This is a genomic window from Azorhizobium caulinodans ORS 571, assembly GCF_000010525.1.
Taxonomy (GTDB): Bacteria; Pseudomonadota; Alphaproteobacteria; order Rhizobiales; family Xanthobacteraceae; genus Azorhizobium; species Azorhizobium caulinodans.
Genome location: NC_009937.1, coordinates 3,637,424 through 3,661,204, shown reverse-complemented (window position 1 = coordinate 3,661,204; position 23,781 = coordinate 3,637,424). Strand labels below are relative to the sequence as shown.

Annotated in this window: 22 protein-coding genes; 8 read left to right on the top strand and 14 right to left on the bottom strand. The window is 68.0% G+C overall.

Annotation, left to right across the window (positions count from 1 at the left end):
• Position 1: 1 nt before the first annotated feature.
• The 12 genes from AZC_RS16505 to AZC_RS16455 all read right to left on the bottom strand — a co-directional run bounded on the left by AZC_RS16505 (position 2) and on the right by AZC_RS16455 (position 10,956).
• Complete coding sequence (locus AZC_RS16505) at positions 2–1,084, bottom strand: ABC transporter permease (RefSeq protein ID WP_052285967.1); 1,083 nt, start codon at positions 1,082–1,084, stop codon at positions 2–4.
• Positions 1,085–1,103: 19 nt separating this feature from the next.
• The gene (locus tag AZC_RS16500) at positions 1,104–2,621 is read right to left on the bottom strand and encodes an ABC transporter ATP-binding protein (protein WP_012171724.1); all 1,518 of its coding nucleotides are present in this window, start codon (positions 2,619–2,621) and stop codon (positions 1,104–1,106) included.
• An 82-nt stretch (positions 2,622–2,703) separates the two neighbouring features.
• The gene (locus AZC_RS16495; RefSeq protein WP_052285966.1) at positions 2,704–3,732 is read right to left on the bottom strand and encodes a BMP family protein; all 1,029 of its coding nucleotides are present in this window, start codon (positions 3,730–3,732) and stop codon (positions 2,704–2,706) included.
• Positions 3,733–3,925: 193 nt separating this feature from the next.
• Positions 3,926–4,732 (bottom strand): IclR family transcriptional regulator, encoded by an 807-nt coding sequence (locus AZC_RS16490; RefSeq protein ID WP_043879493.1) that lies wholly within the window; start codon positions 4,730–4,732, stop codon positions 3,926–3,928.
• Positions 4,733–4,857: 125 nt separating this feature from the next.
• Positions 4,858–5,388, bottom strand: a complete 531-nt coding sequence (locus tag AZC_RS16485) for a VOC family protein (RefSeq protein WP_043879492.1) — start codon at positions 5,386–5,388, stop codon at positions 4,858–4,860.
• 152 nt (positions 5,389–5,540) lie between these two features.
• The gene (locus tag AZC_RS25130) at positions 5,541–5,705 is read right to left on the bottom strand and encodes a DUF2256 domain-containing protein (protein WP_420794810.1); all 165 of its coding nucleotides are present in this window, start codon (positions 5,703–5,705) and stop codon (positions 5,541–5,543) included.
• A 106-nt stretch (positions 5,706–5,811) separates the two neighbouring features.
• Positions 5,812–6,261 carry a DUF3429 domain-containing protein gene (locus tag AZC_RS16480; protein WP_012171720.1) on the bottom strand — a complete coding sequence of 150 codons (450 nt, stop codon included), beginning with the start codon at positions 6,259–6,261 and terminating at the stop codon, positions 5,812–5,814.
• A 127-nt stretch (positions 6,262–6,388) separates the two neighbouring features.
• Positions 6,389–7,096 (bottom strand): ABC transporter ATP-binding protein, encoded by a 708-nt coding sequence (locus AZC_RS16475; protein WP_043880409.1) that lies wholly within the window; start codon positions 7,094–7,096, stop codon positions 6,389–6,391.
• 11 nt (positions 7,097–7,107) lie between these two features.
• Complete coding sequence (locus AZC_RS16470; protein ID WP_012171718.1) at positions 7,108–7,863, bottom strand: ABC transporter ATP-binding protein; 756 nt, start codon at positions 7,861–7,863, stop codon at positions 7,108–7,110.
• Positions 7,860–8,801 carry a branched-chain amino acid ABC transporter permease gene (locus tag AZC_RS16465; protein WP_043879491.1) on the bottom strand — a complete coding sequence of 314 codons (942 nt, stop codon included), beginning with the start codon at positions 8,799–8,801 and terminating at the stop codon, positions 7,860–7,862. Before AZC_RS16465 ends, AZC_RS16470 begins: the two co-directional genes overlap by 4 nt.
• Complete coding sequence (locus AZC_RS16460; RefSeq protein ID WP_012171716.1) at positions 8,801–9,721, bottom strand: branched-chain amino acid ABC transporter permease; 921 nt, start codon at positions 9,719–9,721, stop codon at positions 8,801–8,803. The genes AZC_RS16465 and AZC_RS16460 overlap by 1 nt, the downstream gene beginning before the upstream one ends.
• 86 nt (positions 9,722–9,807) lie before the next feature.
• Positions 9,808–10,956, bottom strand: coding sequence for an ABC transporter substrate-binding protein (locus tag AZC_RS16455; protein ID WP_148209864.1), 1,149 nt, complete (start codon positions 10,954–10,956; stop codon positions 9,808–9,810).
• Between the two features lie 421 nt (positions 10,957–11,377).
• Here AZC_RS16455 and AZC_RS16450 point away from each other — a divergent pair, with 421 nt between their 5' ends.
• Genes AZC_RS16450 through AZC_RS16425 form a run of 6 tightly spaced genes read left to right on the top strand, consistent with a single transcriptional unit; the run spans position 11,378 to position 17,336 of the window.
• Positions 11,378–13,687 (top strand): bifunctional salicylyl-CoA 5-hydroxylase/oxidoreductase, encoded by a 2,310-nt coding sequence (locus AZC_RS16450; RefSeq protein WP_012171714.1) that lies wholly within the window; start codon positions 11,378–11,380, stop codon positions 13,685–13,687.
• 8 nt (positions 13,688–13,695) lie between these two features.
• On the top strand, positions 13,696–14,487 hold the full coding sequence (locus tag AZC_RS16445) for an SDR family NAD(P)-dependent oxidoreductase (protein ID WP_043879489.1): 792 nt from the start codon (positions 13,696–13,698) through the stop codon (positions 14,485–14,487).
• Entirely contained in the window at positions 14,484–15,335 is an 852-nt protein-coding gene (locus tag AZC_RS16440; protein ID WP_012171712.1) for an enoyl-CoA hydratase family protein, read from the top strand. Before AZC_RS16445 ends, AZC_RS16440 begins: the two co-directional genes overlap by 4 nt.
• Positions 15,336–15,340: 5 nt before the next feature.
• The gene (locus AZC_RS16435) at positions 15,341–16,522 is read left to right on the top strand and encodes an acyl-CoA dehydrogenase family protein (protein WP_012171711.1); all 1,182 of its coding nucleotides are present in this window, start codon (positions 15,341–15,343) and stop codon (positions 16,520–16,522) included.
• 9 nt (positions 16,523–16,531) lie between these two features.
• Positions 16,532–16,963: an acyl-CoA thioesterase gene (locus tag AZC_RS16430; RefSeq protein ID WP_012171710.1), complete on the top strand. Its 432-nt coding sequence runs from the start codon at positions 16,532–16,534 to the stop codon at positions 16,961–16,963.
• On the top strand, positions 16,941–17,336 hold the full coding sequence (locus AZC_RS16425; RefSeq protein ID WP_043879488.1) for a RidA family protein: 396 nt from the start codon (positions 16,941–16,943) through the stop codon (positions 17,334–17,336). The genes AZC_RS16430 and AZC_RS16425 overlap by 23 nt, the downstream gene beginning before the upstream one ends.
• Positions 17,337–17,640: 304 nt before the next feature.
• On the opposite strand, the gene AZC_RS16420 is transcribed toward AZC_RS16425, so the two are convergent.
• Positions 17,641–19,266 (bottom strand): AMP-binding protein, encoded by a 1,626-nt coding sequence (locus AZC_RS16420; protein ID WP_012171708.1) that lies wholly within the window; start codon positions 19,264–19,266, stop codon positions 17,641–17,643.
• Between the two features lie 334 nt (positions 19,267–19,600).
• On the opposite strand from AZC_RS16420, the gene AZC_RS16415 reads away from it, so the two are divergent.
• Positions 19,601–20,116: a MarR family winged helix-turn-helix transcriptional regulator gene (locus AZC_RS16415; RefSeq protein ID WP_012171707.1), complete on the top strand. Its 516-nt coding sequence runs from the start codon at positions 19,601–19,603 to the stop codon at positions 20,114–20,116.
• Positions 20,117–20,206: 90 nt separating this feature from the next.
• Positions 20,207–21,517, top strand: a complete 1,311-nt coding sequence (locus AZC_RS16410) for an RsmB/NOP family class I SAM-dependent RNA methyltransferase (RefSeq protein ID WP_043879486.1) — start codon at positions 20,207–20,209, stop codon at positions 21,515–21,517.
• A 12-nt stretch (positions 21,518–21,529) separates the two neighbouring features.
• Here AZC_RS16410 and AZC_RS16405 read toward each other — a convergent pair whose 3' ends face one another.
• On the bottom strand, positions 21,530–23,563 hold the full coding sequence (locus AZC_RS16405; protein ID WP_012171705.1) for a YgiQ family radical SAM protein: 2,034 nt from the start codon (positions 23,561–23,563) through the stop codon (positions 21,530–21,532).
• Positions 23,564–23,781: the final 218 nt, after the last annotated feature.

Sequence of the window (23,781 nt, the reverse complement as noted above, 5' to 3'; positions counted from 1 at the left end):
CTCAGACCCTCCGGTTGCGGGCATTGAGGCCCACCGCGCAGAGCACGAAGACCATCATCAGCCCCTCGATCACATAGACGAGCGAGGAGGGCACGCCGATCTCCCGCTGCATGGCCAGCGCACCGGCTTCCAGGAAGCCGAGGAACAGCCCGGCGGGCAGGATGGCCAGCGGATTGAGCCCGGCGATGAGGGCGACCGCCACCGCATTGAAGCCGAAGCCGTGGGAGAAGCCTTCGATCAGGCGGTTGTGCACGCCGCTGACCTCGATGCCGCCCGCAAGGCCGGCCAGCGCGCCGGCGATGGCCATCACCGCGAAGGTGCTGCGGGCGGTGGACAGGCCCACATAGGCCGCCGCCGGGCGGCTCGCGCCCATGACGCGCAGCCGGAAGCCGAAGGTGGTGCGCCAGAGCAGCACATGGCCAAGGACGACCGCCGCCACCGCCAGCAGGATGCCCATGTGCAGGTCCGTGCCGGGGATGAGCTTGGGCAGCCAGCCGGCACGCGGGAAAAGCGGGGACTGCGGAAAGCCCGCGCCCTCCTCGCCCAGCGGGGCGCGCAGCACCTCGCTCACCAGAAGCACGCCGACGAAATTGAGCAGCAGCGTGCACAGCACCTCATGCACGTTGCGCTTGATGAACACCCATGCGGCCAGAATGGCCCAGAGCGCGCCGAAGGCGGCACCCGCCAGCATGGCGAGGGGGAGCAGGAGGACCGGCGGCAGGCCGGCGGGGGCGAGCAGGAGCACGAGGCTCGCGCCGATGCCGCCCACCGCAATCTGGCCTTCGCCGCCGATGTTGATGACCTTGGCGCGGAAGCACAGGGCAACCCCCACGCCCGCGAGGATGTAGGGCGTGCTCTTGTTGAGGGCGAAGGCGAAGCGGTCCACGGAGCCGAATGCGCCGCGCAACAGCGCGCCATAGGCGACGATGGGGTTCTTGCCCGCGAGCGCGATCAGCCCGGCGGTGACGAGCAGAGCGAGCGCGATGGCACCGAGCGTCAGCGCGACGGTGCGCACGCCGTCACCGGCAAGGAGCGCGCGCAGACGGAAGGCAGTCACGGGGCGGATAGGGGCTTCGGTCGTCATTGGCGCGCGGTCCAGCATGTCAGGCGGCCCGGCTGCCGGTGGCGGGATCGATGCCGGCCATGAGGAGGCCGATCTCCGTCACGTCCACCTCCGCGCGGGGCTTGGGCTCCGAGAGGTGGCCGCCGTGCATCACCGCGATGCGGTCCCCCAGCATCAGCACCTCATCGAGCGCGGCGGAGAGATAGAGGATGGCGCCCCCCGCCGCGCGCAGGGCGAGGATCTGGTCGATGACGAAACGGGTGGCGCCGGGATCGAGCCCCCAGGTGGGCTGGAAGGCGATCAGCACCTTCGGCGCGCGGCCGATCTCACGGGCCAGCACGATCTTCTGCTGGTTGCCGCCGGAGAGCGTGCGGGCCGGGCTTTGCGGCCCGGCGGCGCGGATGTCGAAGCCGCGCATCCGCTCCAGCGCGCGGGCGCGGAAGCCCCGCGTGTCGAGGAAGCCGGCGCGGGAGAAGGGCGGAGCATCGAATTCCCGCAAGGCGAGATTGTCCGCGACCGTCATGGCGGGCACGAGCGAGGTGGTGGCCCGGTCCACCGGGATATAGGCCAGCCCCGCCGCGAGCCGCGCCTTTACCGGGGCAAAGGTGATATCCTCGCCATCGAGGTCGATGCCGCCGCCGGTCGGGGCCTTCAGGCCCGCCAGCACCTCGGCGAGGTCCGTCTGGCCGTTGCCATCCACCCCTGCCACCGCCAGCACTTCGCCGGACCGGAGCGAGAAGGAGACATCCGAAAGGCGCGCTATGCCCGCCTCATCCCGGCGCGAGAGGGCCGAGACGCGCAGGACCGTGGGGCCGGGGGCAATGTCGGCGCGTTCCACATGGGCCGTGACGTCGCGGCCGACCATCATGTGCGCGAGCGAGGCCTTGGTCGCGCCTATCGTCGGGCTGCGGCCCGTGACGGCGCCGTCGCGCAGGACCACGACCTCGTCGCAGATCTCCAGCACCTCGTCGAGCTTGTGGGAGATGAAGATGATGGCGTGGCCCTTGGCCTTCAGCTTGCGCATCACCTCCATCAGTCCCGCCACCTCGGGCGGCGAGAGATTGGAGGTGGGCTCGTCAAGGATCAGCAGTTCGGCGCCCCCGAGGATGGCCTTCATGATCTCCACCCGCTGGCGCTGGCCATGGGGCATGTCGCCGACGCGGGCGTCCGGATCGATGTCGAGGCCGAAGGCGGCGCTGGCGCGGCGGATCTCGCCGGCGATGTCCTTCGGTTTCAGCCACCAGCCGGCCCGGTCCCACGCGAGCATGATGTTCTCGGTCACGCTCATGGCGTCCACCAGGGTGAAGTGCTGGTGGATCATGCCGAGGCTGGCGGCGATGGCTTCGCGCGGGCCGTGATGCTTCAGCTCTCGGCCCTTGAAGGTGATGGTGCCCGCATCCGCCGAGACGATGCCGAACAGCACCTTCATGAGCGTGCTCTTGCCCGAGCCGTTCTCGCCCAGCAGGCCGAGAATGCGGCCCTCGCCCACGGCAAGATCGATGCCCCGGTTGGCCAGCACCGCGCCGTAGCGTTTCTCGATGCCACGCATCTCCAGCATGAACGCCGCCTCGATCCGTCTTGTCCCAGAAGGAAGAGCCCCATCCCGGCGGTGGGGGGAGGTGCCGGGACGGGGCTCCCGGTCAGATGCCGCCGCGGGCATCTTCCTTGGTGACGGTGATCTTCAGCTCACCGGAGGCAAACTTCTTCTTGAGCCCGTCGAGTTCGTCCACCACGACCTGGGGCACCGCCTTGTTGTAGGGCTGTCCCTCGCCATAGCTCAGCTCGGCACCGGTGGAGCCCGGCGTGTTGAAGCCATAGAGGATGTACTTGCCGCCCATGTCCGTCGTCTTGCTGGATTCGGCGGCCGCCGTGTACATGTCGGCCCACTTCTCGACGATGTTGGTGAGCACATTGTCGGGCGCAATGGCGGTGTGGCCGTAGGAGCGGCCGTTGGCGAAGACATTCTTCTCCTTGGCCGCCTGGATGATGCCGGACTGGCCCGCGTTCAGCTTGCCGCTGATGAAGTCGGCGCCGCCGGCGATGAGGGAGAGGGCGGCCTCCTTGGCCTCGGCGCCATCCTCCATGCTCTTGATGTAGATGACCTTCACCTCGATGTCGGGTTTCACCGACTTGGCGCCGAGACGGAAGGCGCCGACCTGCGCCATCACGTTCGGAATGCCTTCGAGGCTGTTTACCGAGCCGATCTTGCCTGTCTTGCTCATGCGCGCCGCCAGCACGCCCATGAGATAGCCGAACTGGGTGTTGTCATAGTCGATGGAGGTCACGTTCGGCGCCGCACCCTTGGCGCCGGAGCCGACGAGGAACAGGGTCTTGGGGAAATCCGGCCCCACGCGCTCGGCGGCCGAGACGAAGCGGCCCGTGTGGCCGACCACCACGTTGTTGCCTTGCCGGGCATAGTCGCGCAGCGCGTCCACCATGTCGGCGGCGCCCACATTCTCCGAATAGGAGATCTGCCAGCCGAGCGACTTCAGCTTCTCCGCACCGAGAAAGCCCTGCGCGTTCCAGCTCTGGTCGTTGATGGAGCCGGGGAACAGGAAGGCCGCCTTCTGGGCCAGCGCGGCGCCGCCGAATGCCAGCGTCGCCAGTGCCGCCGCGCAGAAGGTGGTGGCAAGGCGGCGGGCCTTGTTCGGCCGGAGGGCATCGAACATGTGGGTGCTCCCGAGTCTCAGGCCTGCCCGGCAGCGCGCCGGCGGCAGGAGGGTGGTGACTGCGGGCATCCTTGCAAGATGGGGCGCAACTCGCGCCGGCCGGCGAGCCCATTCCATCTGGCGGGATGGAAAGCGGAAAATTCGATTCAGAACAAGGGGTTGGTGTCTTTTTGGAAAGGCGGTTCAGGCGCCGTCAGAGGCGCGCGCCGGACCAGGCCTGCGTGAGTTCACGGGCTGCGGCGGCGACCTTGCGTCCGCATTCGGCAACCTGCCCAAGTTCTAGGCGCTCCACCGGCGCGGCGAGGGAAACCGCCGCCACGGGGCGGTGATAGGCGTCGAACACCGGGGCCGCGATACAGCGCAGGCCGGGCGTGTTCTCCTCGTCATCGAGGGCGAAGCCCGCCCGCCGCGTTTCTTCCAGCGCGCTCATGAAGACGTCGCGCGAGCACATCGTCTTGGCCGTGACGGGCACCAGACGATCGGCGGACACGGCCTCCCGCACCTCGGCGAAAGGCAGCACGGAGAGCAGGGCCTTGCCGATGCTGGAGCAATGCGCGGGCAGGGAGGTGCCGGACGGCACGAAGGCCCGCCGCGTGCGTGCCTCGAAGCGATGCAGGAAGACGACCTTGCCCTCGTCCAGCATGCCGAGGTTGACCGTCTCGCCGCAGGCCTGTCCGAGGCGCTTCAGGATCGGCTGGGCGCAGGCCACCATGTCCCGCGAGCCGGCATAGCCGGCGCCGACCGCGAGTGCCGTGCGGCCGATGAACCACCGGCCGCTGGCGCGCTCGAAGCGAACGAAGCCGCGATCCTCGAGGGTGGACAGCAGCCGATGGGCGGTGGAGGCGGCAAGATCCGCCTCGGCGGCGAGCTGCGCCAGCGCGATGCCGCGCGGGGCATCGCTGACCCGTTCAAGAAGGCCGAGCGCCCGATCCACGGCGCGCACCAGCCCCTCGCTCTTGTCCTCGCCCGCAGGACGGGCGCCCGCAATCCTGCGGCCCATGCTCTGGCCTATCCCGTCATGCCCCGGCCGCTCCGATGCGAAGCGGCGCCCGGGTACGATGCGACAGGCCGGGCGGGGCTGGAAGCGCAAAAAGCAGGCAGCATGCGTCGGCTTCAGGACGCGGTTCAGGCCCTCGCGGCCGCCTGTCGGGCGAGCTTCGGGTAGGTGTCCGGGTCAAAGAAGCTCCGGCCGGCGCGATAGACCCGAGCTTCCGAGACGTCCGGCAGCTCCGCCCCTTCGATGCTGGCCTCAAAGGTCAGTTCCAGTTGCATCCCCGAGGGGTCATAGACAAACAGCTGCCAGAGGCTGGTGCCGGGAACGATGAACTCCCGCCAGTCGAGCCCGGCCGCCTTGAAGCGGGCGATATAGGCCCGGTAGCCGGAGCAGGAGAGGGAGATGTGGTCGATGGCGCCGGTCCCGTATGGTGCCATGCCCGAGGGGCCGAGGGCGGGGCCGCCCGCATAGATATGGATGATGCCGAGACCGCCGGGCTGCGGGCAGCCCAACCAGGCGCCGGGATAACCGAAATCGGGGCGGTGGATTTCCTTCAGTCCAATGATGTCGCGCCAGAAGATGCGCGTGGCCTCAAGGTCGGCGGTCTTGATGGCCACATGGAAGAGCCCGTGGACGCCCGCGCCCGGCAGCGGCGCGCTCATCGTCCATCCTCCACCGGCAGGCGTGGCACGGCGCATATTCGGGCTCTCGTCATGGCTGGCTCTCTGAAGGCTGGCGGAGAGCGAGCATCATGCCCAAGCACCCGCCCCGGAGCCAGAGGCGAAAGCCGCAGCCGGTGAGCACGCGTCGCACCTCAGTTAGGGCGGCGATCCTTCCCGGCTTTGCCTCTTCCGGACTCGCGGCAGCGGTCCGAGCAATAGAGCACCTTGTCCCAATCCCGCGCCCACTTGCGGCGCCACGCGAAGGGCCGGCCACAGGTCTGACACGTCCGTGTCGGCAGATCCGCCTTCTTGCGCATGCGTGGCATGGTCCGGTCCATCCAGCTTCTGGGGCGTCGCTCGTCACCTGCGGCGAATGTCAGCTCGCGGGATGCGGAAGTGCCGTCACGCCGGACCTCGGTGCGGTCAGGCCGCCATGCCGATCCAGAGGCACGCGCCGATCACCACCGTGCTGATGGTGACCCGCAACGTCCAGAACCAGTCGGGCCAGATGCCGGACTGCCGCAACTGGCGATCGACCAGCAGGAGGCCCGCGAAAACCGCGGCAAGGAGCAGGAAGCCGGGTCTCGGCGAAAGCAGAGCGGCCCCCCACGCCAGAAGGGCGGCCACATTGCTTGCCACGAAGAGCCGCAGCGCCATGCCGCCCGGTGAAAAGAGCGCCGCACCCCAGTGAATGCCGCAGACGAAGGAGGCGATGATGGCGGCATAGATGTGGACCGCGCCGAGCGATGTCCGGCCGAGGACGCTCGCATCCGCGATACCCGCGAAGAACGGCAGGGTGCCCGCGGCGGCGAGGGCCCAGGCGGCTGCACGTGCGGGGCCGGAATCAGGGAGGGGAGCGGGCGCGACTGTCATCGTGCCGAAGTACGGGCGTCGCCTGAGGTTGGATCAGGCAAGCCCGCTGACCCACGCCATCGCTTCCGTTCGCTCTCTCGCGCAGGGAAAGCGTTGCGCCCGCACCACCTTCCGGGATGACCCCGCTCTAGATTTCGAGATGCCGCGTCACGCTCGCCCGGTTGGCCGCCAGTTCGGCATTCGTCCCGGCCCAGACCACGCGCCCACCCTCGATGACGACGTGCCGGTCGGCGATCCGCATCAGGGCGTCGATATTCTTGTCGACCACGAGGATGGCGAGGCCATCCGCGCGCAGCACCTCGATGGCGCTCCAGATCTCGCCCCGCACCACAGGGGCAAGGCCTTCCGTTGCCTCGTCGAGCACCAGGAGGTCCGGATTGGTCATCAAGGCCCGGCCGATCGCCAGCATCTGCTGCTCGCCGCCGGAGAGCTGGGTGCCGAGATTGTCCCGCCGCTCCTTAAGCCGCGGGAAAAGCCCATAGACGCGATCCAGCGTCCAGCCGGCCCGGACCGCGCCGCCTTTGCGCTGCCGCGCGGTGGCGACGAGATTCTCCTCGACGCTCAGGCGCGGGAAGATCTGTCGTCCCTCCGGCACATAGCCGAGGCCGCGGGCGGCAATTTTGTGCGGCGGGGCCTGCGTCATCTCCTGGCCGTCGATCACCCGCTTGCCACGGGTTGGCGGCAGCAGACCGAACAGGGTGCGGATCGTGGTCGTCTTGCCCATGCCGTTGCGGCCGAGCAGCGTCACCACCTCGCCGGCGTTCACGGTCAGGTCGATGCCGAACAGGACCTGCGCGCCGCCATATCCGGCTTCGATGCCTTCGAGTGCGATCAGCGCCGGGGCCATCAGACCGCCTCCTCCTCGCCGAGATAGGCCTGCCGCACCAGCGGATCGGTGCGCACCGTGGCCGGGTCGCCCGTGACCGCGATGGCACCGTAGATCAGGACGGAGATGCGGTCCGCCAGACGGAACACCGTCGCCATGTCGTGTTCCACCAGCAGGATGGGAATGCGTCCCTTCAGGGACAGAAGCAGTTCGGTCAGCCGCTCGCCTTCCGCGCGGCCCGTGCCGGCCATGGGCTCGTCGAGCAGCAGGAGCTTGGGCTCCTGCACGAGGCTCATGGCAAGTTCAAGCGCCCGCCGTTCGCCATGGGACATGTCGCGCGCAAGGGTTAGGCGACGGTTGCCGAGCCCGACCCGCTCCAAAGCGGATTCGGCACGGGCTGTCAGCTTCCGGTCGGCCAGCGCCCGCCGCCAGAAGCGGAAGGGCCCGTCGCCCGCCGCGATGGCCGCGACCGCGACGTTTTCCAGAGCGGTGAACGAGCCGACCACATTGGAGATCTGGAACACCCGCCCCAGCCCGCGCCGGGCACGGGCGGCGATGCCGATGTCCGTGACATCGGCACCGTCGAAGCGGATGCGTCCCGCATTCGGTGTGATGGAACCTGCGATCTGCGCGATCAGCGTGGTCTTGCCGGCGCCGTTCGGGCCGATCAGCGCGTGCACCTCGCCGGGGCGGACGTCGAGGGAGACATCCCGCGTCACCTGCATGGCGCCGTAGGATTTCATGAGGCCTTCGAGCGCGAGGATGGGCGTGCTCATCGGGACCCTCCGCGCAACAGGGACTTCAGATCGGCATCGCGCAGAAGCGCCACGAGGATGATGACGAGGCCGAGGCCCAGCCGCCAGTGCTCCGTGAGGTGGCCGAGGCTTTCGTCCAGCAGCGTCACCACCACCGCGCCGATGACGGCGCCCACCGGATGCCCGATGCCGCCCAGCACCACCATCACGATCAGCTCGCCCGAGACGTGCCAGCCCATAAGGGCGGGGGAGACATATTCCACCTGGTTGGCGATCAGTGCGCCGGCCAGCCCCGCCACCGCGCCGGCGAGCGCGAGGGCGATCAGCCGGTGGCGGTAGGGCGCAAGGCCAAGGGCCTCCACCTTGCTCTCGTTCGCCCGGGCGGCACGGAGCATGAGGCCGAAGCGCGAGGCCGCAAGCCGCTGGAACAGGAAGAGGGCGAGGCCGACGAGCGCAATGGCGAGGAGCGCCAACGACGTATCGGCCTTCAGAAAGCGGATGCCGAAGAAGGTCGAGCGCCCGGCGATGGCCATGCCGTCGTCGCCGCCGTAAGCGGACAGGCTCGCCGCGACATAGAAGGCCATCTGCGCGAAGGCGAGCGTGATCATGATGAAATAGACGCCGCGCGTGCGCAGCGCGATGGCGCCGGTGACCGCCGAGAACAGCGCCGCCGCCGCCGCGGCAAGCGGCAGCACCACGAGAACCTCGCGGACGCCCGCCTCACCGGCGATGAGCACGGCATAGGCGCCGATCCCGAACGGAGCGGCATGGCCGAAGCTCACGAGGCCGCACTGGCCGATCAGAAAGGACAGGGAGACGGCCGCGAGGGCATAGGCCAGCGTCCGGGTGACCAGCGTTGCGCCATGGGAGAAGCCGAGCCCATGGGCGAGAGCGAGGAGCAGAAGGAAGGCCGCGACGGTCGCCAGTGCCGGGTTTTTCACGAAAGACGGGACCGTCATCACGATCTCCCGCCGAACAGGCCGGTCGGACGGAAGCTCAGGACCGCGGCCATCAGCAGGTAGATCGCCATGGAGGAGAGGGCCGGGCCGGCCGCCGCTGCGGCCGAGCGCCCGATGAGCAGTTTCAGAAGCTCCGGCGCAAAGGCGCGCCCGAGCGTATCCACCAGCCCCACGATGATCGCCGCGACGAAGGCCCCCTTGATGGAGCCGATGCCGCCGATGACGATGACCACGAAGGCGACGATGAGGATGCGGTCGCCCATGGTCGGTTCCACCGAGACGAGGGGGCCTGCCATGGCGCCGGCGAGACCCGCGAGCACGGCGCCGAAGGCGAAGACGGCCCTGAACAGGCGGTCCACATCCACGCCCAGCGCGGCGACGGTCTGCGGATGGGTCGATCCCGCCCGCACCAGCATGCCGAGCCGAGTGCGCGTGACGAGATACCAGAGCAGCACGGCGACGCCCACGCCGGCAGCGAGGATCACAAGGCGCCAGACCGGATAGACGAGCCCCGGCATCAGCGTCACCGCGCCGCTGAGCGCGGCCGGAATGGGGAAGGCGATGGGCGCCGCGCCGAACACGATCCGCGCCAGTTCCGTGACCACCAGGATGACGCCGAAGGTGGCGAGCACCTGATCCAGGTGATCCTTCCGCGTGAGATGCCGGAACACCAGCGTCTCCAGCACGACGCCCAGCACCAGAGCGCCGAAGAGGCCGGTGATCAGGCCGATGGCGAAGTTGCCCGTGGAGGCGGTGGCGACGGCCACCAGATAGGCGCCGATCATGTACTGGACGCCGTGGGCGAGGTTGATGAAGTCCATCACCCCGAACACGAGCGTCAGACCGGCGGCGACGAGGAAGAGGATCACGCCGAACTGTAGCCCGTTCAGCAACTGGGAGACGAACAGTGCCGTGGTCATGGCCCCTCTCGGCGTCGGAACTTGCGATCTGGCAGCGCCGGCCGGAGAAGGGCGCTCCTGCCATCCCCCCCGGCCGGCGGGGCGGATCACTTCAGGGGGCACTCGCCGGCGTAGCTGTCGCGCGCGGCTGTGAATACCTTGGCGACCGTCTCGGTGGCAAACTTGCCGTCGTCGCGCTTCACCGCCTTGACCACATAGAAGTCCTGGATGGGGAAGCCGTTGGTGTTGAAAGCGAAGCTGCCGCGCACGGACTGGAAGGGGGCCGAGGCCAGCGCCTTGCGGAAGGCGGTCTTGTCCGTGACCTTGCCGCCGGTCGCCTTGAGTGCGCCGTCGATCAGCTTGGCCGCGTCATAGCCCTGTGCCGCATAGAGCGAGGGCACGACGCCATATTCCTTCTCGTACGCCGCCACGAAGGCCTTGTTCTGGGGCGTGTCGAGGTTCGGGGCCCATTCCGCGCCCGAGAGCAGCCCGGCAGCGGCGTCCTGCGTCGCCGGCAGGGTGGTCTCGTCCACGGTGAAGGCGGAGAGGAAGGGCACCTTGCCGTCCAGCCCCGCCTGCTTGAACTGCTTGACGAGATTGACGCCCATGCCGCCGGGCATGAAGGTGAAGAGGGCGTCGGGATTGGCCGCGGAAATCTTGGCGAGCTCGGCGGAGAAATCGAGCTGGCCCAGCGGCACGAAGATCTCCTCCACCACCTCGCCCTTGAAATAGCGCTTGAAGCCGGCCATGGAATCCTTGCCGGCCTGGTAGTTGGGCGTCATCAGCACGACGCGTTTGTAACCCTTGTCCTGAGCATACTTGCCCATGACCTCGTGGTTCTGGTCGTTCTGATACGAGGCCGCGAAGAAATAGGGCGAGCAGCCCTTGCCGGCCAGCGGGGAGGGACCCGCATTACCGGAGACGATGAAGGTCTCGTTCTCAAGCACGGGCTTGGACACGGCCATCATCACGTTCGAGAAGACGACGCCGGCAATCACGTCCACCTTGTCCCGGTCGAGGAGCGCCTTGACCTTCGTGACGGCCACATCAGGCTTCAGCTCGTCATCCACCACGATCACTTCAGTCGGCTGGCCACCGAGCTTGCCGCCCAGTTCCTTCACCGCAAGCTGGAAGCCGTCGCGCATGTGCACACCCAGCGCCGCGGACGGGCCGGACAGGGTGGAGACGAGGCCGATCTTGATGGGATCGGCTGCCGCAAGGGTCGGGGCCAGCATGGTCGCGGCGGCGAGGGCCATGAGCCTCGCGGGGCGGAGCGATTTCCGGATCAACGGCATGACAATTTCCCTCCTGGTCACTGACGCGTCTGCGAACGGACCGGCCGGAGATCCGGGGCCTTCGTGGCCACCTGCCTCCTGAAATCCGCGACACCGCAGATCCATCTGCTTTCCGGCAATTCAGACATATAAAATTTAAGTGTCAAGCAAATCGAATGGGCTCGTCCTGCCCAATAGCTGAGCGTCGGGGCGTGGGGTTTTCTGGCGGGAATGCATGGAAATACGTCATGTGATGACTGAACTTCGCGCTGCCTCCGGGCGGGGCTGCGCGGCGGGCGACGGGCGAGCCTGATCCGGTTGACAGGCGCGCGAAAGCTCCATTACTTTAACTTTAAAGCAATTCGCGCGGCACGTCGCGTGCCCGTCGAGGGGGAAGAACTCCATGCGCATCGTCTGCATTGGTGGCGGCCCTGCGGGCCTCTATTTCGGCCTCCTCATGAAGAAGCTGCACCCCGCGCACCAGATCACGGTGGTGGAGCGCAACAAGCCCTATGACACGTTCGGTTGGGGCGTCGTCTTCTCCGACGCGACCATGGCGGCCATGCGGGTCTGGGACCCGGAGACCGCGACCGAGATCGAGGATGCGTTCAACCACTGGGACGACATTGAGGTCTGGTTCAAGGGCACCCGCCAGCGCACCTCCGGCCATGGCTTCGTCGGTATCGGCCGCAAGGCGCTGCTCAACATCCTCCAGCGCCGGTGCGAGGCGCTCGGCGTCGAACTGGTGTTCGAGCGCGACGTCGAGAGCGACCTCGATTTTCCCGATGCCGACCTCATCATCGCCTCGGACGGCATCAATTCCAGGATCCGCAACCGTTATGCGGAGGCCTTCCAGCCAGATCTCGTCGTGCGCCCGAACCGCTACATCTGGCTCGGCACGAAAAAGCTCTATGACGCCTTCACCTTCGACTTTCGCAAGACCGAGCACGGCTGGTTCCAGGCTCACATCTACAAGTTCGATGCGCACACCTCGACCTTCATCATCGAGACGACGGAAGAGGCCTATCAGGCCCATGGGCTCGGGGAGCTGGATCAGGACGGCTCCATCGCCTTCTGCGAGAAGCTGTTTTCCGAGGTGCTCGACGGCGCCCCGCTGATGACCAATGCGCGCCACCTGCGCGGCTCGGCCTGGCTGAACTTCAACCGGCTGATCTGCGGCAAGTGGAGCCACTTCAACGGCCGCTCCCATGTGGTGCTCATGGGGGATGCCGCGCATACCGCCCACTTCGCCATCGGCTCCGGCACCAAGCTCGCCATTGATGACGCCATCGAGCTTGCCAGGCAGTTCAACGAGATCGGCCACGGCGTGGAGACGATCCCGTCCGTGCTCTCGGTCTATGAGGAGATCCGCCGCGTCGATGTGGCCCGCATCCAGAATGCGGCCCGCAACGCCATGGAATGGTTCGAGGTGGTCGGCCGCCGCTATGCCGACAGCCTGGAGCCGGAGCAGTTCATGTATTCCATGCTGACGCGCTCCCAGCGCATCAGCCACGAGAACTTGCGCCTGCGCGACCGCGCGTGGCTGGAGGGTTATGAGCGCTGGTTCGCGCGCCGCGCCGGCCTGCCCGTGGAGACCAACGGCCGCGTGACGCCGCCCATGTTCACGCCCTACCGCCTGCGGGACGTGACGCTGCCCAACCGCATCGTCGTTTCTCCCATGGCCATGTACTCGGCGACGGACGGCGTGCTCGGCGACTTCCATCTCGTCCATCTCGGCGCCCGTGCCATGGGCGGCGCGGGGCTCGTCTTCGCCGAAATGACCTGCGTGTCGCCGGATGCACGGATCACCCCCGGCTGTCTCGGCCTGTGGGACGACGGGCAGATCGAGGGCTGGAAGCGGTTCGTCGATTTCGTCCATGCCAACACGGGCGCCAAGGTGGCCTGCCAGCTCGGCCACGCCGGGCGCAAAGGCGCCACCAAGCGCGCGTGGGAGGGCATCGACCAGCCGCTGGAAGAGGACGGCTGGCCGCTGATTTCCGCCTCGGCCCTGCCGTACCTCAAGCACAGCCAGGTGCCGAAGGCGATGGACCGCGCCGACATGGATCGCGTCGTCGCCGATTTCGTGGCCGCCACCCGGCGCGCGGCGGCGGCGGGCGTGGACTGGCTGGAGCTCCATGCCGCGCACGGCTATCTGCTGTCGAGCTTCCTCTCGCCGCTCACCAACCGGCGCACGGACGACTATGGCGGCTCGCACGCAGCCCGCGCCCGCTTCCCGCTCGAAGTGTTCCGGGCCATCCGCGCTGTGTGGCCGGCGGAGCGGCCGATCTCCGTGCGCCTGTCCTGTCATGACTGGACCGAGGGCGGCAACACGCCGGAGGATGCCGCCATCTTCGCCACCATGTTCAAGGAGGCGGGTGCCGATCTCATCGACTGTTCGTCCGGGCAGGTATGGAAGGAGGAGCGGCCGGTCTATGGCCGGCTGTTCCAGACCCCATTCTCCGACAAGATCCGAAACGAGGTGGGCATTCCCACCATTGCCGTCGGCGCCATCTCGGAAGCCGATCACGCCAATTCCATCATCGCGGCGGGGCGTGCGGACCTCTGCGCCATTGCCCGGCCGCATCTGGCCGACCCCGCTTGGTCGCTGCACGAGGCGGCGAAGATCGGCCTGAAGACGGTGCCCTGGCCCAAGCAGTATGCCTCCGCCAAGGGCCAGTATGAGGCCAATCTCGAACGCGCATCGGCGCAGTGAGGGACGCAATGGGCGATCTCGACGCCATCGCGGGCCGCCACGTCCTCGTCACCGGCGCGGGCTCGGGCATCGGCGCTTCCGTTGCGCGCCGTCTCGGCCGCGCTGGCGCGCGGGTGACGCTCGCCGGGCGGCGGGAGGCGCCGCTTCGGGCGGTCGCGGCCGATCTGCCGGATGGGGCCGCGCATGTGGTTGCCGGCTTCGACGTCACTGATCCGCAGGCCATCGCGGATGGCCTCGCCGGGGCGCGGGCGGCATTCGGGCCTGTCTCCATCCTCGTCAACAATGCCGGTGCGGCGGAGACCGCACCTTTCGGCCGGACGTCGCTGGCGCAATGGCAGAGCGTGATCGCGGTCGATCTCACCTCCGTCTTTCTGGTGACGCAGGCGGTGCTGCCGGATCTGGAGGCGGGCGGGGCCGGGGGGCGCATCGTCAATATCGCCTCCACGGCCGGCCTCGTGGGCTATCGCTATGTCTCGGCCTATTGCGCCGCCAAGCATGGGGTGATCGGCCTCACGCGATCGCTCGCCCTTGAGCTGGCGCGGACCGGCATCACGGTCAACGCCATCTGCCCCGGCTACACCGATACGCCGCTCGTGCGCGAGGCCATCGCGGCCATCATCGCGAAGACCGGGCGGACGGAGGCCGAAGTGCTGGCGGAGATGACCGCCGGCAACCCGCAGCGTCGGCTGGTGGACCCGGACGAGATGGCGGAAACGGTGGCCTGGGTGGTGTCGCCCGGAGCCGCGTCGATCAACGGACAGGCGATCGCGGTCGCCGGTGGCGAGGTGATGGTGGGATGAGCGAGACCCGATCCACGATGGCGGCCATGAAGCGTCCGTTCAAGGACCACCGCGCCACCCATTTCAGCTTCGAGACGAGCGCCGATGGCCGTGTCGCGACCGTCCGCCTCAACCGGCCGGAGCGCAAGAACCCGCTGACCTTCGAGAGCTATGCCGAGTTGCGCGACCTGTTCCGCGATCTCGTCTATGCCTCGGATGTGCGGGCCATCGTGCTCGCCGGGGCCGGGGGCAATTTCTCCTCGGGCGGCGATGTGTTCGAGATCATCGAGCCGCTCACCCGCATGGCCATGCCCGATCTCCTTGCCTTCACGCGGATGACCGGCGATCTCGTGAAGGCCATGCGGCGCTGCCCGCAGCCCATCGTTGCCGCCGTCGACGGCGTCTGCGCCGGCGCCGGCGCGATCCTCGCCATGGCCTCCGACCTGCGGCTGGCGACGCCCGAGGCCAAGACGGCCTTTCTCTTTGCCCGCGTGGGCCTTGCCGGCGCTGACATGGGGGCGTGCGGGATCCTGCCGCGCGTCATCGGGCAGGGGCGGGCGGCTGAGCTGCTGTTCACCGGCCGCGCCATGACCGCCGCCGAGGGGGCGGCGTGGGGCTTCTACAACGCCCTCCATCCGGCCGCGGACATGGAGGCGAAGGCGCAGGAACTCGCCCGCTCGCTGGCGGACGGCCCATGGTTCGCCCATGGCATGACCAAGACCATGCTAAATCAGGAATGGGCCATGGGCCTTGAAGAACTGATCGAGGCGGAAGCGCAGGCGCAGGCCATCTGCATGGCGACGCAGGACTTCCGCCGCGCCTTCGAGGCTTTTGCCGCCAAGGCGAAACCCGCTTTCGAGGGGAACTGAGCCCGATGAGCACCCCCGCAGCCGCAGGCCCGACTCGTGAACCGCTGGACTGGCCCTTCTTCGGCCCGGAGCATCGCGCCTATGCCGCGCGCCTCGATGGGTTCGTCGCCGGGGGCGGGCTGGACGGGCTCGATCATGCGGACGTGGACGGCACCTGCCGCACTCTGGTGGCGCGCCTCGGTGCCACCGGTCTGCTGGAAGCGGCGGTACCAACGCCCGAGGCCGACGGCACCTCCATCCGCTCGCTGGAACTCTGCCTCGCCCGCGAGACGCTGGCTTGGCACGACGGGTTGGCGGATTTCGCCTTCGCCATGCAGGGGCTGGGCACGGGGGCCATCGCGCTCGCCGGCTCGGATGCCTTGAAGCGCGAGGTGCTGCCGAAGGTGCGCCGGGGTGAATGGCTGGCCGCCTTCGCGCTCTCCGAGGCGGATGCCGGCTCCGATGTGGCCGCCATGAGCTGCGCCGCCCGCGCCGATGGCGACCATTATGTGCTGGATGGCGAGAAGACCTGGATTTCCAACGGCGGCATTGCTGACGTCTACACGGTTTTCGTGCGCACGGGGGAGGCACCGGGCACGCGTGGCATCTCGGCTTTCGTCGTCTTCGCGGATGATCCCGGCTTCTCCATCGTGGAACGGATCGACGTGATCGCGCCGCACCCGCTGGCGACGATCCGCTTCGATGGCTGCCGCATTCCGGCCTCCCGCCGGCTCGGCGCGGCCGGAGAGGGCTTCAAGATTGCCATGCGGACGCTGGATATCTTCCGCGCCTCCGTTGCGGCAGCAGCGCTCGGCTTCGCGCGGCGGGCGTTCGACGAGGCGCTCCACCACGTCCGAAGCAGGCGGATGCTGGGCGGCACCCTCGCCGACCTGCAACTCACGCAGGCCGCCCTCGGCGATATGGCGGCGGAGCTGGATGGGGCGGCGCTGCTGACATGGCGCGCCGCCTGGCGCCGGGATGTGCAGGGCCTGCCGACCACCCGCGAGGCCGCGATGGCCAAGATGACCGCCACCGAAATGGCCCAGCGGGTGATCGACCGCGCCGTCCAGCTTCATGGCGGCCGGGGCGTGCGGTCCGGCGAAACTGTCGAGGCGCTCTATCGCGAGATCCGCGCGCTGCGGATCTATGAGGGCGCGACGGAGGTGCAGAAGCTCATCATCGCCCGCGAACTCCTGAAGGCGGGCTGAGGCGGCGACATGGCTTTCGAGACCTCCCGCCTTCTGGGCTTCGGCGATTGTGATCCGGCCGGCATCGCCTTCTTTCCCGGCTACATGCGTCTGCTCGTAAGCGTGACGGAAGAGATGTTCGCGGCCTCCGGCACGCCGTGGCCGGCAATGATCCGCGAACGCCGCATCGGCGTGCCCACGGTGAAGCTGGACGTGGATTTCGTGGCGCCCGCCTTCCACGGCGATGAGCTGGATTTCCGGGTGTCCATCGCCAGGCTCGGCGGCAGCTCGGCCGACCTGCGGCACCGCGTTGCGGTGGGGGAGCGGACGGTGTGGACCGCCCGGCAGGTGCTGGTTGCAACTTCCCTTGAGAGCCATCGGGCGATCCGTTGGCCTGATGACGTGCGCGCCGGTCTCGCGGCGCATCTGGAGACGAATGATGCACGAGATCCTGCAGCCTGAGGGGTGGGCGAAGCCGATCGGCTACGCCAATGGCGTTCTCGCCCGCGGCCGCCAGATCTGGGTGGGCGGCCAGATCGGCTGGTCCGCGCACCAGGCCTTCGAAAGCGACGACCTCGTGGATCAGGTCCGCCAGACACTGCTCAATATCGTGGCCGTGCTCGCCGAGGGTGGCGCGGAGCCGCAGCATATCGTCTCGATGACCTGGTACTTCGTGGACAAGCAGGAGTATCTGGCCCGGCTCAAGGAGATTGGTGCGGTCTACCGCGAGGTGCTCGGGCGGCATTACCCTGCCATGGCCGCCGTACAGGTGGTGGCGCTGATGGAAGATCGCGCCAAGGTCGAGATTCAGGCCACCGCCGTCGTTCCTGAGTGAGGGCTGGCGGCCCTGAGATTTCACGGAGTTGTGCGACGTGCCGCGCCTCGTTCCCCGAGGCGCGGCATTAGTCGTAGGGATCGGACGGTTGCGGCCGAGTGGCCCGCTGAACAGGCCATGCCCCGATAGCTGCGTAAATAGGCAGGGCGCCCTGAAATAATCGCAGGCTTATCGGTCTGATGTTCCGGGGCGAACGTTTGCCCGTCAGGCATGACATCGCGCTTGCATGCGCCAAGGTTGCCCTCTGCGCCCCGGCTTTCGACGGGAGCCCCGACCGAGCATGTGGCCGCTTGGCCTTGCCGCCTCAGGCCGACTGATAGGTCCGCAACGCGAAGCGCTGGATCTTGCCGGTTGCGGTCTTCGGCAGCGCGTCGACGAAACGGATGGCGCGCGGATATTTGTAGGGCGCGATGGTCGCCTTCACATGGTTCTGCAAGGCGCGCACGAGGCTTTCGTCCTCCTTGAGGCCAGGGGCCAGTACCACGAAGGCCTGAACGATCTGGCCGCGCTCCTCATCCGGCGCGCCAATGACCGCGCATTCGGAAACCGCATCGTGCGAGAGCAGCGCCGCCTCGACCTCCGGCCCGGCGATGTTGTAGCCGGCGGAGACGATCATATCGTCATTGCGGGCGGCGAAGTGGAAGTAGCCGTCCTCGTCCTGCACGAAAGCATCGCCGGTGACGTTCCAGCCATCCTTGACGTATTCGGCCTGACGCGGATCGTCCAGATAGCGGCAGCCGGTGGGGCCGCGCACCGCAAGGCGCCCCACCGTGCCGCGCGGCGCCTCGTTCATCGCCTCGTCCACCACCTTCGCCTCGAACCCCGGCACAGGGCGCCCCGTGCGTCCGGGGCCGTGGTCCTCCAGCGTATTCGAGATGAAGACGTGCAGCATCTCCGTGGAGCCGATGCCGTCGAGGATCGGCTTGCCGGTCTTGCGCGTCCAGGCCTCATAGACCGGGGCGGGCAACGTCTCGCCCGCGGAAACCGCGATGCGCAGGGAGGAGAGATCGGCGCCCTCGGCCATGGCAGCCAGCATGGCGCGATAGGCGGTTGGGGCGGTGAAGCAGATGGTGGCGCGCAGCTCTTCGATGAGGCTGATGAGGTTCGGCGGTGTCGCCGTCTCCAGCAGCGCTGCCGTGGCGCCGAAGCGCAGCGGAAACACCGCGAGGCCACCCAGGCCGAAGGTGAAAGCGAGCGGCGGCGTGCCGACGAAGATGTCGTCCGGCGTCACCCGCAGCACGTTCCTGGCGTAGGTGTCGGCGATGGCGAGGATATCGCGGTGAAAGTGCATCGTCGCCTTCGGCACGCCAGTTGTACCGGACGTGAAGCCGAGCAGGGCGACGTCGTCGCGGCCCGTCTTCACGGCCTCGAAATGCACAGGCTTGCACAGCGAGGCCCGGTCGAGTTCCGCATCGTGGTTCGCGGTGCCGTCGAAGCCCACGACGGTCTTCAGAAAGCGGCTCTCCTTCGCGCAGGTGACAAGCTCTTCCAGAAGCCGCGTGTCGCAGAGCGCGAGGGAGATCTCGGCCTTGTCGACGGTCTTCGCGAGTTCGCCGGCGCGGAGCATGGGCATGGTGTTGACGACGACGGCGCCCGCCTTGGTGGCCGCCAGCCAGCAGGCGACCATGGCGGGCGTATTCGCAGAGCGGATCAGCACACGGTTGCCCGGCTGAAGGCCGTAATTCTCCACCAGCGTCCGCGCGATGCGGTTGGTCCAGTCGGAGAGCTCCTTGTAGGTGCGCCGGCGGCCATTGCCGATGAGGGCCGTATGGTCCCCGAAGCCGCGCTCGACCATGCGGTCCGTGAGTTCGACCGCCGCATTCAACTGCTCGGGATAATCGAGGTCCGCGGCATTCATGACCGGCCAGGTGTCGGCTGGCGGGAGCCGATCCCGCGTGAACGTATCGACGTGAACCGACCGACCCAACATCCCATGCTCCCTTGCGAGGCATCGCCGCTGCCATGTGCGCGGAAGACGGCCCGGAGAGGGGCCGGCATCGTCTGCGCGGGGCCGCTGTTGATCATCACGTTTGCATGGAGCTCGATATGCTTCAAGCCTAAAATATATCCGCCTAAAGCATCAAAAATGGGCGCTGCAGAGCATCAAGCTTCATGTTGCGCTGCGGTCCTCGTCTGGTGCATCTTGGGTTTGCGCGAGTACAGTCACGCAGCGGTGCTCCGCACTGGCGTCCGCGGACGGGTTTGCAGGGCGTTTGCCCATAATTTCAGGTATGAAAAGTTAGCAGCAGTGGTATCGAGCCGTCATGACTGAGCCCATGCCCGAGGACTTTGAGGCGCTGGTGCGCGACGAGCCGGCCGGCTCGAAGATGGAGCTGCGCCTCTGGCTGCGGCTGCTCTCGGTGTCGAACCTCGTCAGCGCCGAGATCCGCCGCCGGCTGCGAGCGGAGTTCGACGTGACATTGCCCCGCTTCGACGTCCTTGCGCAGTTGAACCGCGAGCCGGACGGGCTTCGCCTGGGCGACCTGTCCCGGCGGATGATGGTCTCCAACGGCAACATCACCGGCCTCATCGACCGTCTCGTGGAAGAGGGGCTGGTGGTGCGCAAGGTGGACCCCAACGACCGCCGCGCCGCGACCGTCCGGCTGAGCCGCGCCGGTGCAACCATGTTCCGCATCATGGCGAGCGCCCACGAGGCCTGGATTCATGAACTGTTCGGCGATTTGTCCAAGCGGCAGGTTGCGGGGCTGCTGGACGAACTCGAGACCCTGAAACGCTCGGTCGCCGGGGTCGTCCACGCCACGGAGGCGGACCGCTCCTGAGGACAGGGCGGAACAGCGGCCCGCAGCGGATCGTCAAGGGGAGCGCCATCGGCTAAGGTGCCGCATGTTTCTCAGCCTGATGTTCGCTCCGTGACCCCTGCCGCCCGCCTGCAAGCCATCCTCGATCTGATGCAAGAGGTCGACAGCGTCGACCGACCCGCCGATGCCGTCATCTCCGCCTGGTTCCGCGCGCGGCGCGACGTGGGCGCCGAGGACCGGGGTCCGATTTCCGAAACCTATTATGCCCTGCTGCGCGCCCATGCGCGGCTGGGCTGGTGGCTCGCCCGGCATGGGCGGGAGGACACGCCGCGCAACCGGCTGCTGGCCTTCCTCGTGCTCGACGGCAAGAAGACGCGCGATGAGGTCGCGCGCCTGTTCTCGGGCGGGATGTCCGCCCCCGCGCCGCTCACAGACAATGAACGGGCGCTGCTGGTGAAACTGCAGGGCGGCCGCATGGATAGTCCCTCCATGCCGGAGGAGGTGCGCCTCGAATGCCCCGCCTGGGCGCTGGAGCCCTTCCGGAACCGGTTCGGCGCGGAGTTCGAGCGGGAAATGGCGGCGCTGCTGACGCCCGCACCCCTCGACCTGCGCGTCAATCCCATCAAGGCCAAGCGCGAGGACATGGTGCAGGCCCTGCGCGAGCTGGGCCTGCCGGCCGAGCCGTCGGTGAGCGCGCCCTTTGGAATCCGCGTGCGTGAGCGGCCGTCGCTGTCGCGCCTCACCATGCTGAAAAGCGGCGAGGTGGAAATCCAGGACGAGGGCTCGCAGCTCGTCGCCTTGCTGATGGATGCCCGGCCCGGTGAGCGGGTGGTGGACTTCTGCGCCGGAGCCGGGGGCAAGACGCTGGCGATTGCCGCCCAGATGGCCAACAGGGGCCATGTGATCGCCTGCGATGTCATGGAAGGGCGCCTGAAGCGCGGCGCCGAACGCTTCCGACGGGCCGGCCTGCACAATATCGAGACGCGGCTGCTGGCGAGCGAGACCGACCGCTGGGTGAAGCGCCACAAGGGCACGTTCGACCGTGTGCTGGTGGATGCGCCGTGCAGCGGCACGGGCACGTGGCGGCGCAATCCCGATGCCCGCTGGCGCACGCTGGGGGCGGGGCTGGAGACGCTGCTGCCGCAGCAGGCCCGCATTCTGGCGAGCGCGGCGCGGCTGGTGAAGCCCGGCGGGCGGCTCGTCTATGCCACCTGCTCCATGCTGCCGGACGAGAATGAGGGGCAGGTGGCGAGCTTCCTTGCAGCGCATCCCGACTTCCGCGTCCTGCCGCTCACCGAGGTGGCGCCGCAGCTGCCGCCCTCGGCCCATCCCGACTATCTCTCGCTCACGCCCGCGCGGCACGATATGGACGGCTTCTTCGCCGCCGTCCTCCAGCGCGCGCCGCTGCCGCCGGCCGCCTGATCGGGCGCCGGCCTAGCGGCGGGGCAGGGTCACGCCCTTGGTGGTGAAGCGCTGCGTGCCGCTGCCGGGGCGCACGGGGCGCTTGGTGCCGGCGGCCTTGCCGGTGCCCGGCGGCTGATAGGCGGGCACGAGCTGATCCGGGCGCGAGCCGATGAGGTCGGCGCGGCCCATCTCTTTCAGCGCCTCGCGCAGGAGCGGCCAGTTGTCCGGGTCGTGGTAGCGCAGGAACGCCTTGTGCAGCCGGCGCTGCCGCCCGCCCTTGATGGTTTCGACCTGCTCCGTGGCCCCGCGCCGTACGCCCCGCAGCGTGTTGACGCCGGTGTGGTACATGGCGGTTGCGGTCGCCATGGGCGAGGGCAGGAAGGTCTGCACCTGATCGGCGCGGTAGCGGTTCTTCTTGAGCCAGAGCGCGAGGTGCATCATGTCCTCGTCGGTCGTGCCCGGATGCGCGGCGATGAAATAGGGGATCAGATAGTATTTCTTCCCCACCTCCTTGGCCGCCGCCTCGAACATCTCCTTGAAGCGGTCATAGGTGCCGATGCCCGGCTTCATCATCTTGTCGAGCGGGCCGCGCTCGGTGTGCTCGGGGGCGATCTTCAGGTAGCCGCCCACATGGTGGGTGACGAGTTCCTTCACATATTCCGGGCTCTTGACCGCGAGGTCGTAGCGCACGCCAGACGCCACCATCACCTTCTTCACGCCCTCCACCTCGCGCACCTTGCGATAGAGGCGGATCAGGTCGTCATGGGAGGTGTTGAGGTTCGGGCAGATGTCCGGGAAGACGCAGGACGGCAGCCGGCAGGCGGCCTCGATCTTCGGGTCCTTGCAGGCCATCCGGTACATGTTGGCGGTGGGCCCGCCGATGTCGGAGATGACGCCGGTGAAGCCGGGCGTCTGGTCGCGGATCTTCTCGATCTCGCGCAGGATGGAGCCTTCCGAGCGGTTCTGGATGACGCGCCCCTCATGCTCCGTGATGGAGCAGAAGGTGCAGCCGCCGAAGCAGCCGCGCATGATCGTCACCGAGAACTTGATCATGTCCCAGGCGGGGATCTTCGCATCGCCATAGGCGGGATGCGGCGCCCGCGCATAGGGCAGGTCATAGACCTGATCCATCTCTTCCGTGGTGAGCGGAATGGGCGGCGGATTGAGCCACAGGTCGCGGTCGCCGTGCCGCTGCACCAGCGGGCGGGCATTGCCGGGATTGGCTTCCCGGTGCAGCACGCGGGAGGCGCGGGCATAGGCCTCGCGGTCATTCTCCACCTGCTCGAAGGAGGGCAGGCGGATCACCGTATCGCCGGGGTGGCGGGTGGCGGCCTCGTCGGCGGAATCGAGATCATCCGCGTGCAGTTCCGTGAAGTGCTCCGGCACCTTGCGGAACAAGGCCACGCCGCGAACGGACGTGAGGTCGCGAGGCGCCTCGCCGGCGGCGATGCGGTTCGCCACCTCGATCACGGCGCGCTCGGCATTGCCGTAGATCAGCAGGTCGGCCTTGGCGTCCGCGAGGATGGAGCGGCGCACCTTGTCGGACCAATAGTCGTAATGGGCGATGCGGCGGAGCGATGCCTCGATGCCGCCGAGTATGACCGGCACGTCCTTGTAGGCTTCGCGGCAGCGCTGCGTATAGACGATGGTGCAGCGGTCCGGCCGCTTGCCGCCCTCGCCGCCGGGCGTATAGGCGTCGTCACTGCGCAGGCGGCGGTCCGACGTGTAGCGGTTGACCATCGAGTCCAGATTGCCGCCGGTCACGCCGAAGAAGAGGCGCGGCTTGCCGAGCGCCTTGAACGGTTCGGCTGAATGCCAGTCCGGCTGGGCGATGATACCGACGCGGTAGCCCTGCGACTCCAGCAGGCGTCCGATGATGGCCATGCCGAAGCTCGGATGGTCCACATAAGCGTCGCCCGTCACCAGCACGATATCGCACGCATCCCAGCCGAGCCGGTCCATCTCGGCGCGGCTCATGGGCAGGAACGGCGCGCCCCTGCCGGTGCGGGTCCGCAGGCAGGGCGCGGAAATCGAGGCTTTTTCGGCGGTCGAGAGGGTCTGCATGGCAATGACGCATAAGACCGCAGGGGCCTGATTTCAACTCACGGTGTTGCGGCCCGCGTCCGCGCGTGACGCTGGGCAAAGAGGCCGCCGAAGCCAGTGCAGGCGCTGATCCAATATTTGATTAAATCTATTGACTAAATTTATCGTCTTTCTATCGTGGACAGGCTGGAGGTTGGCGGAAGCTTGCCGCGTCGGTGCATGCCACCCCGCGGCAGCAG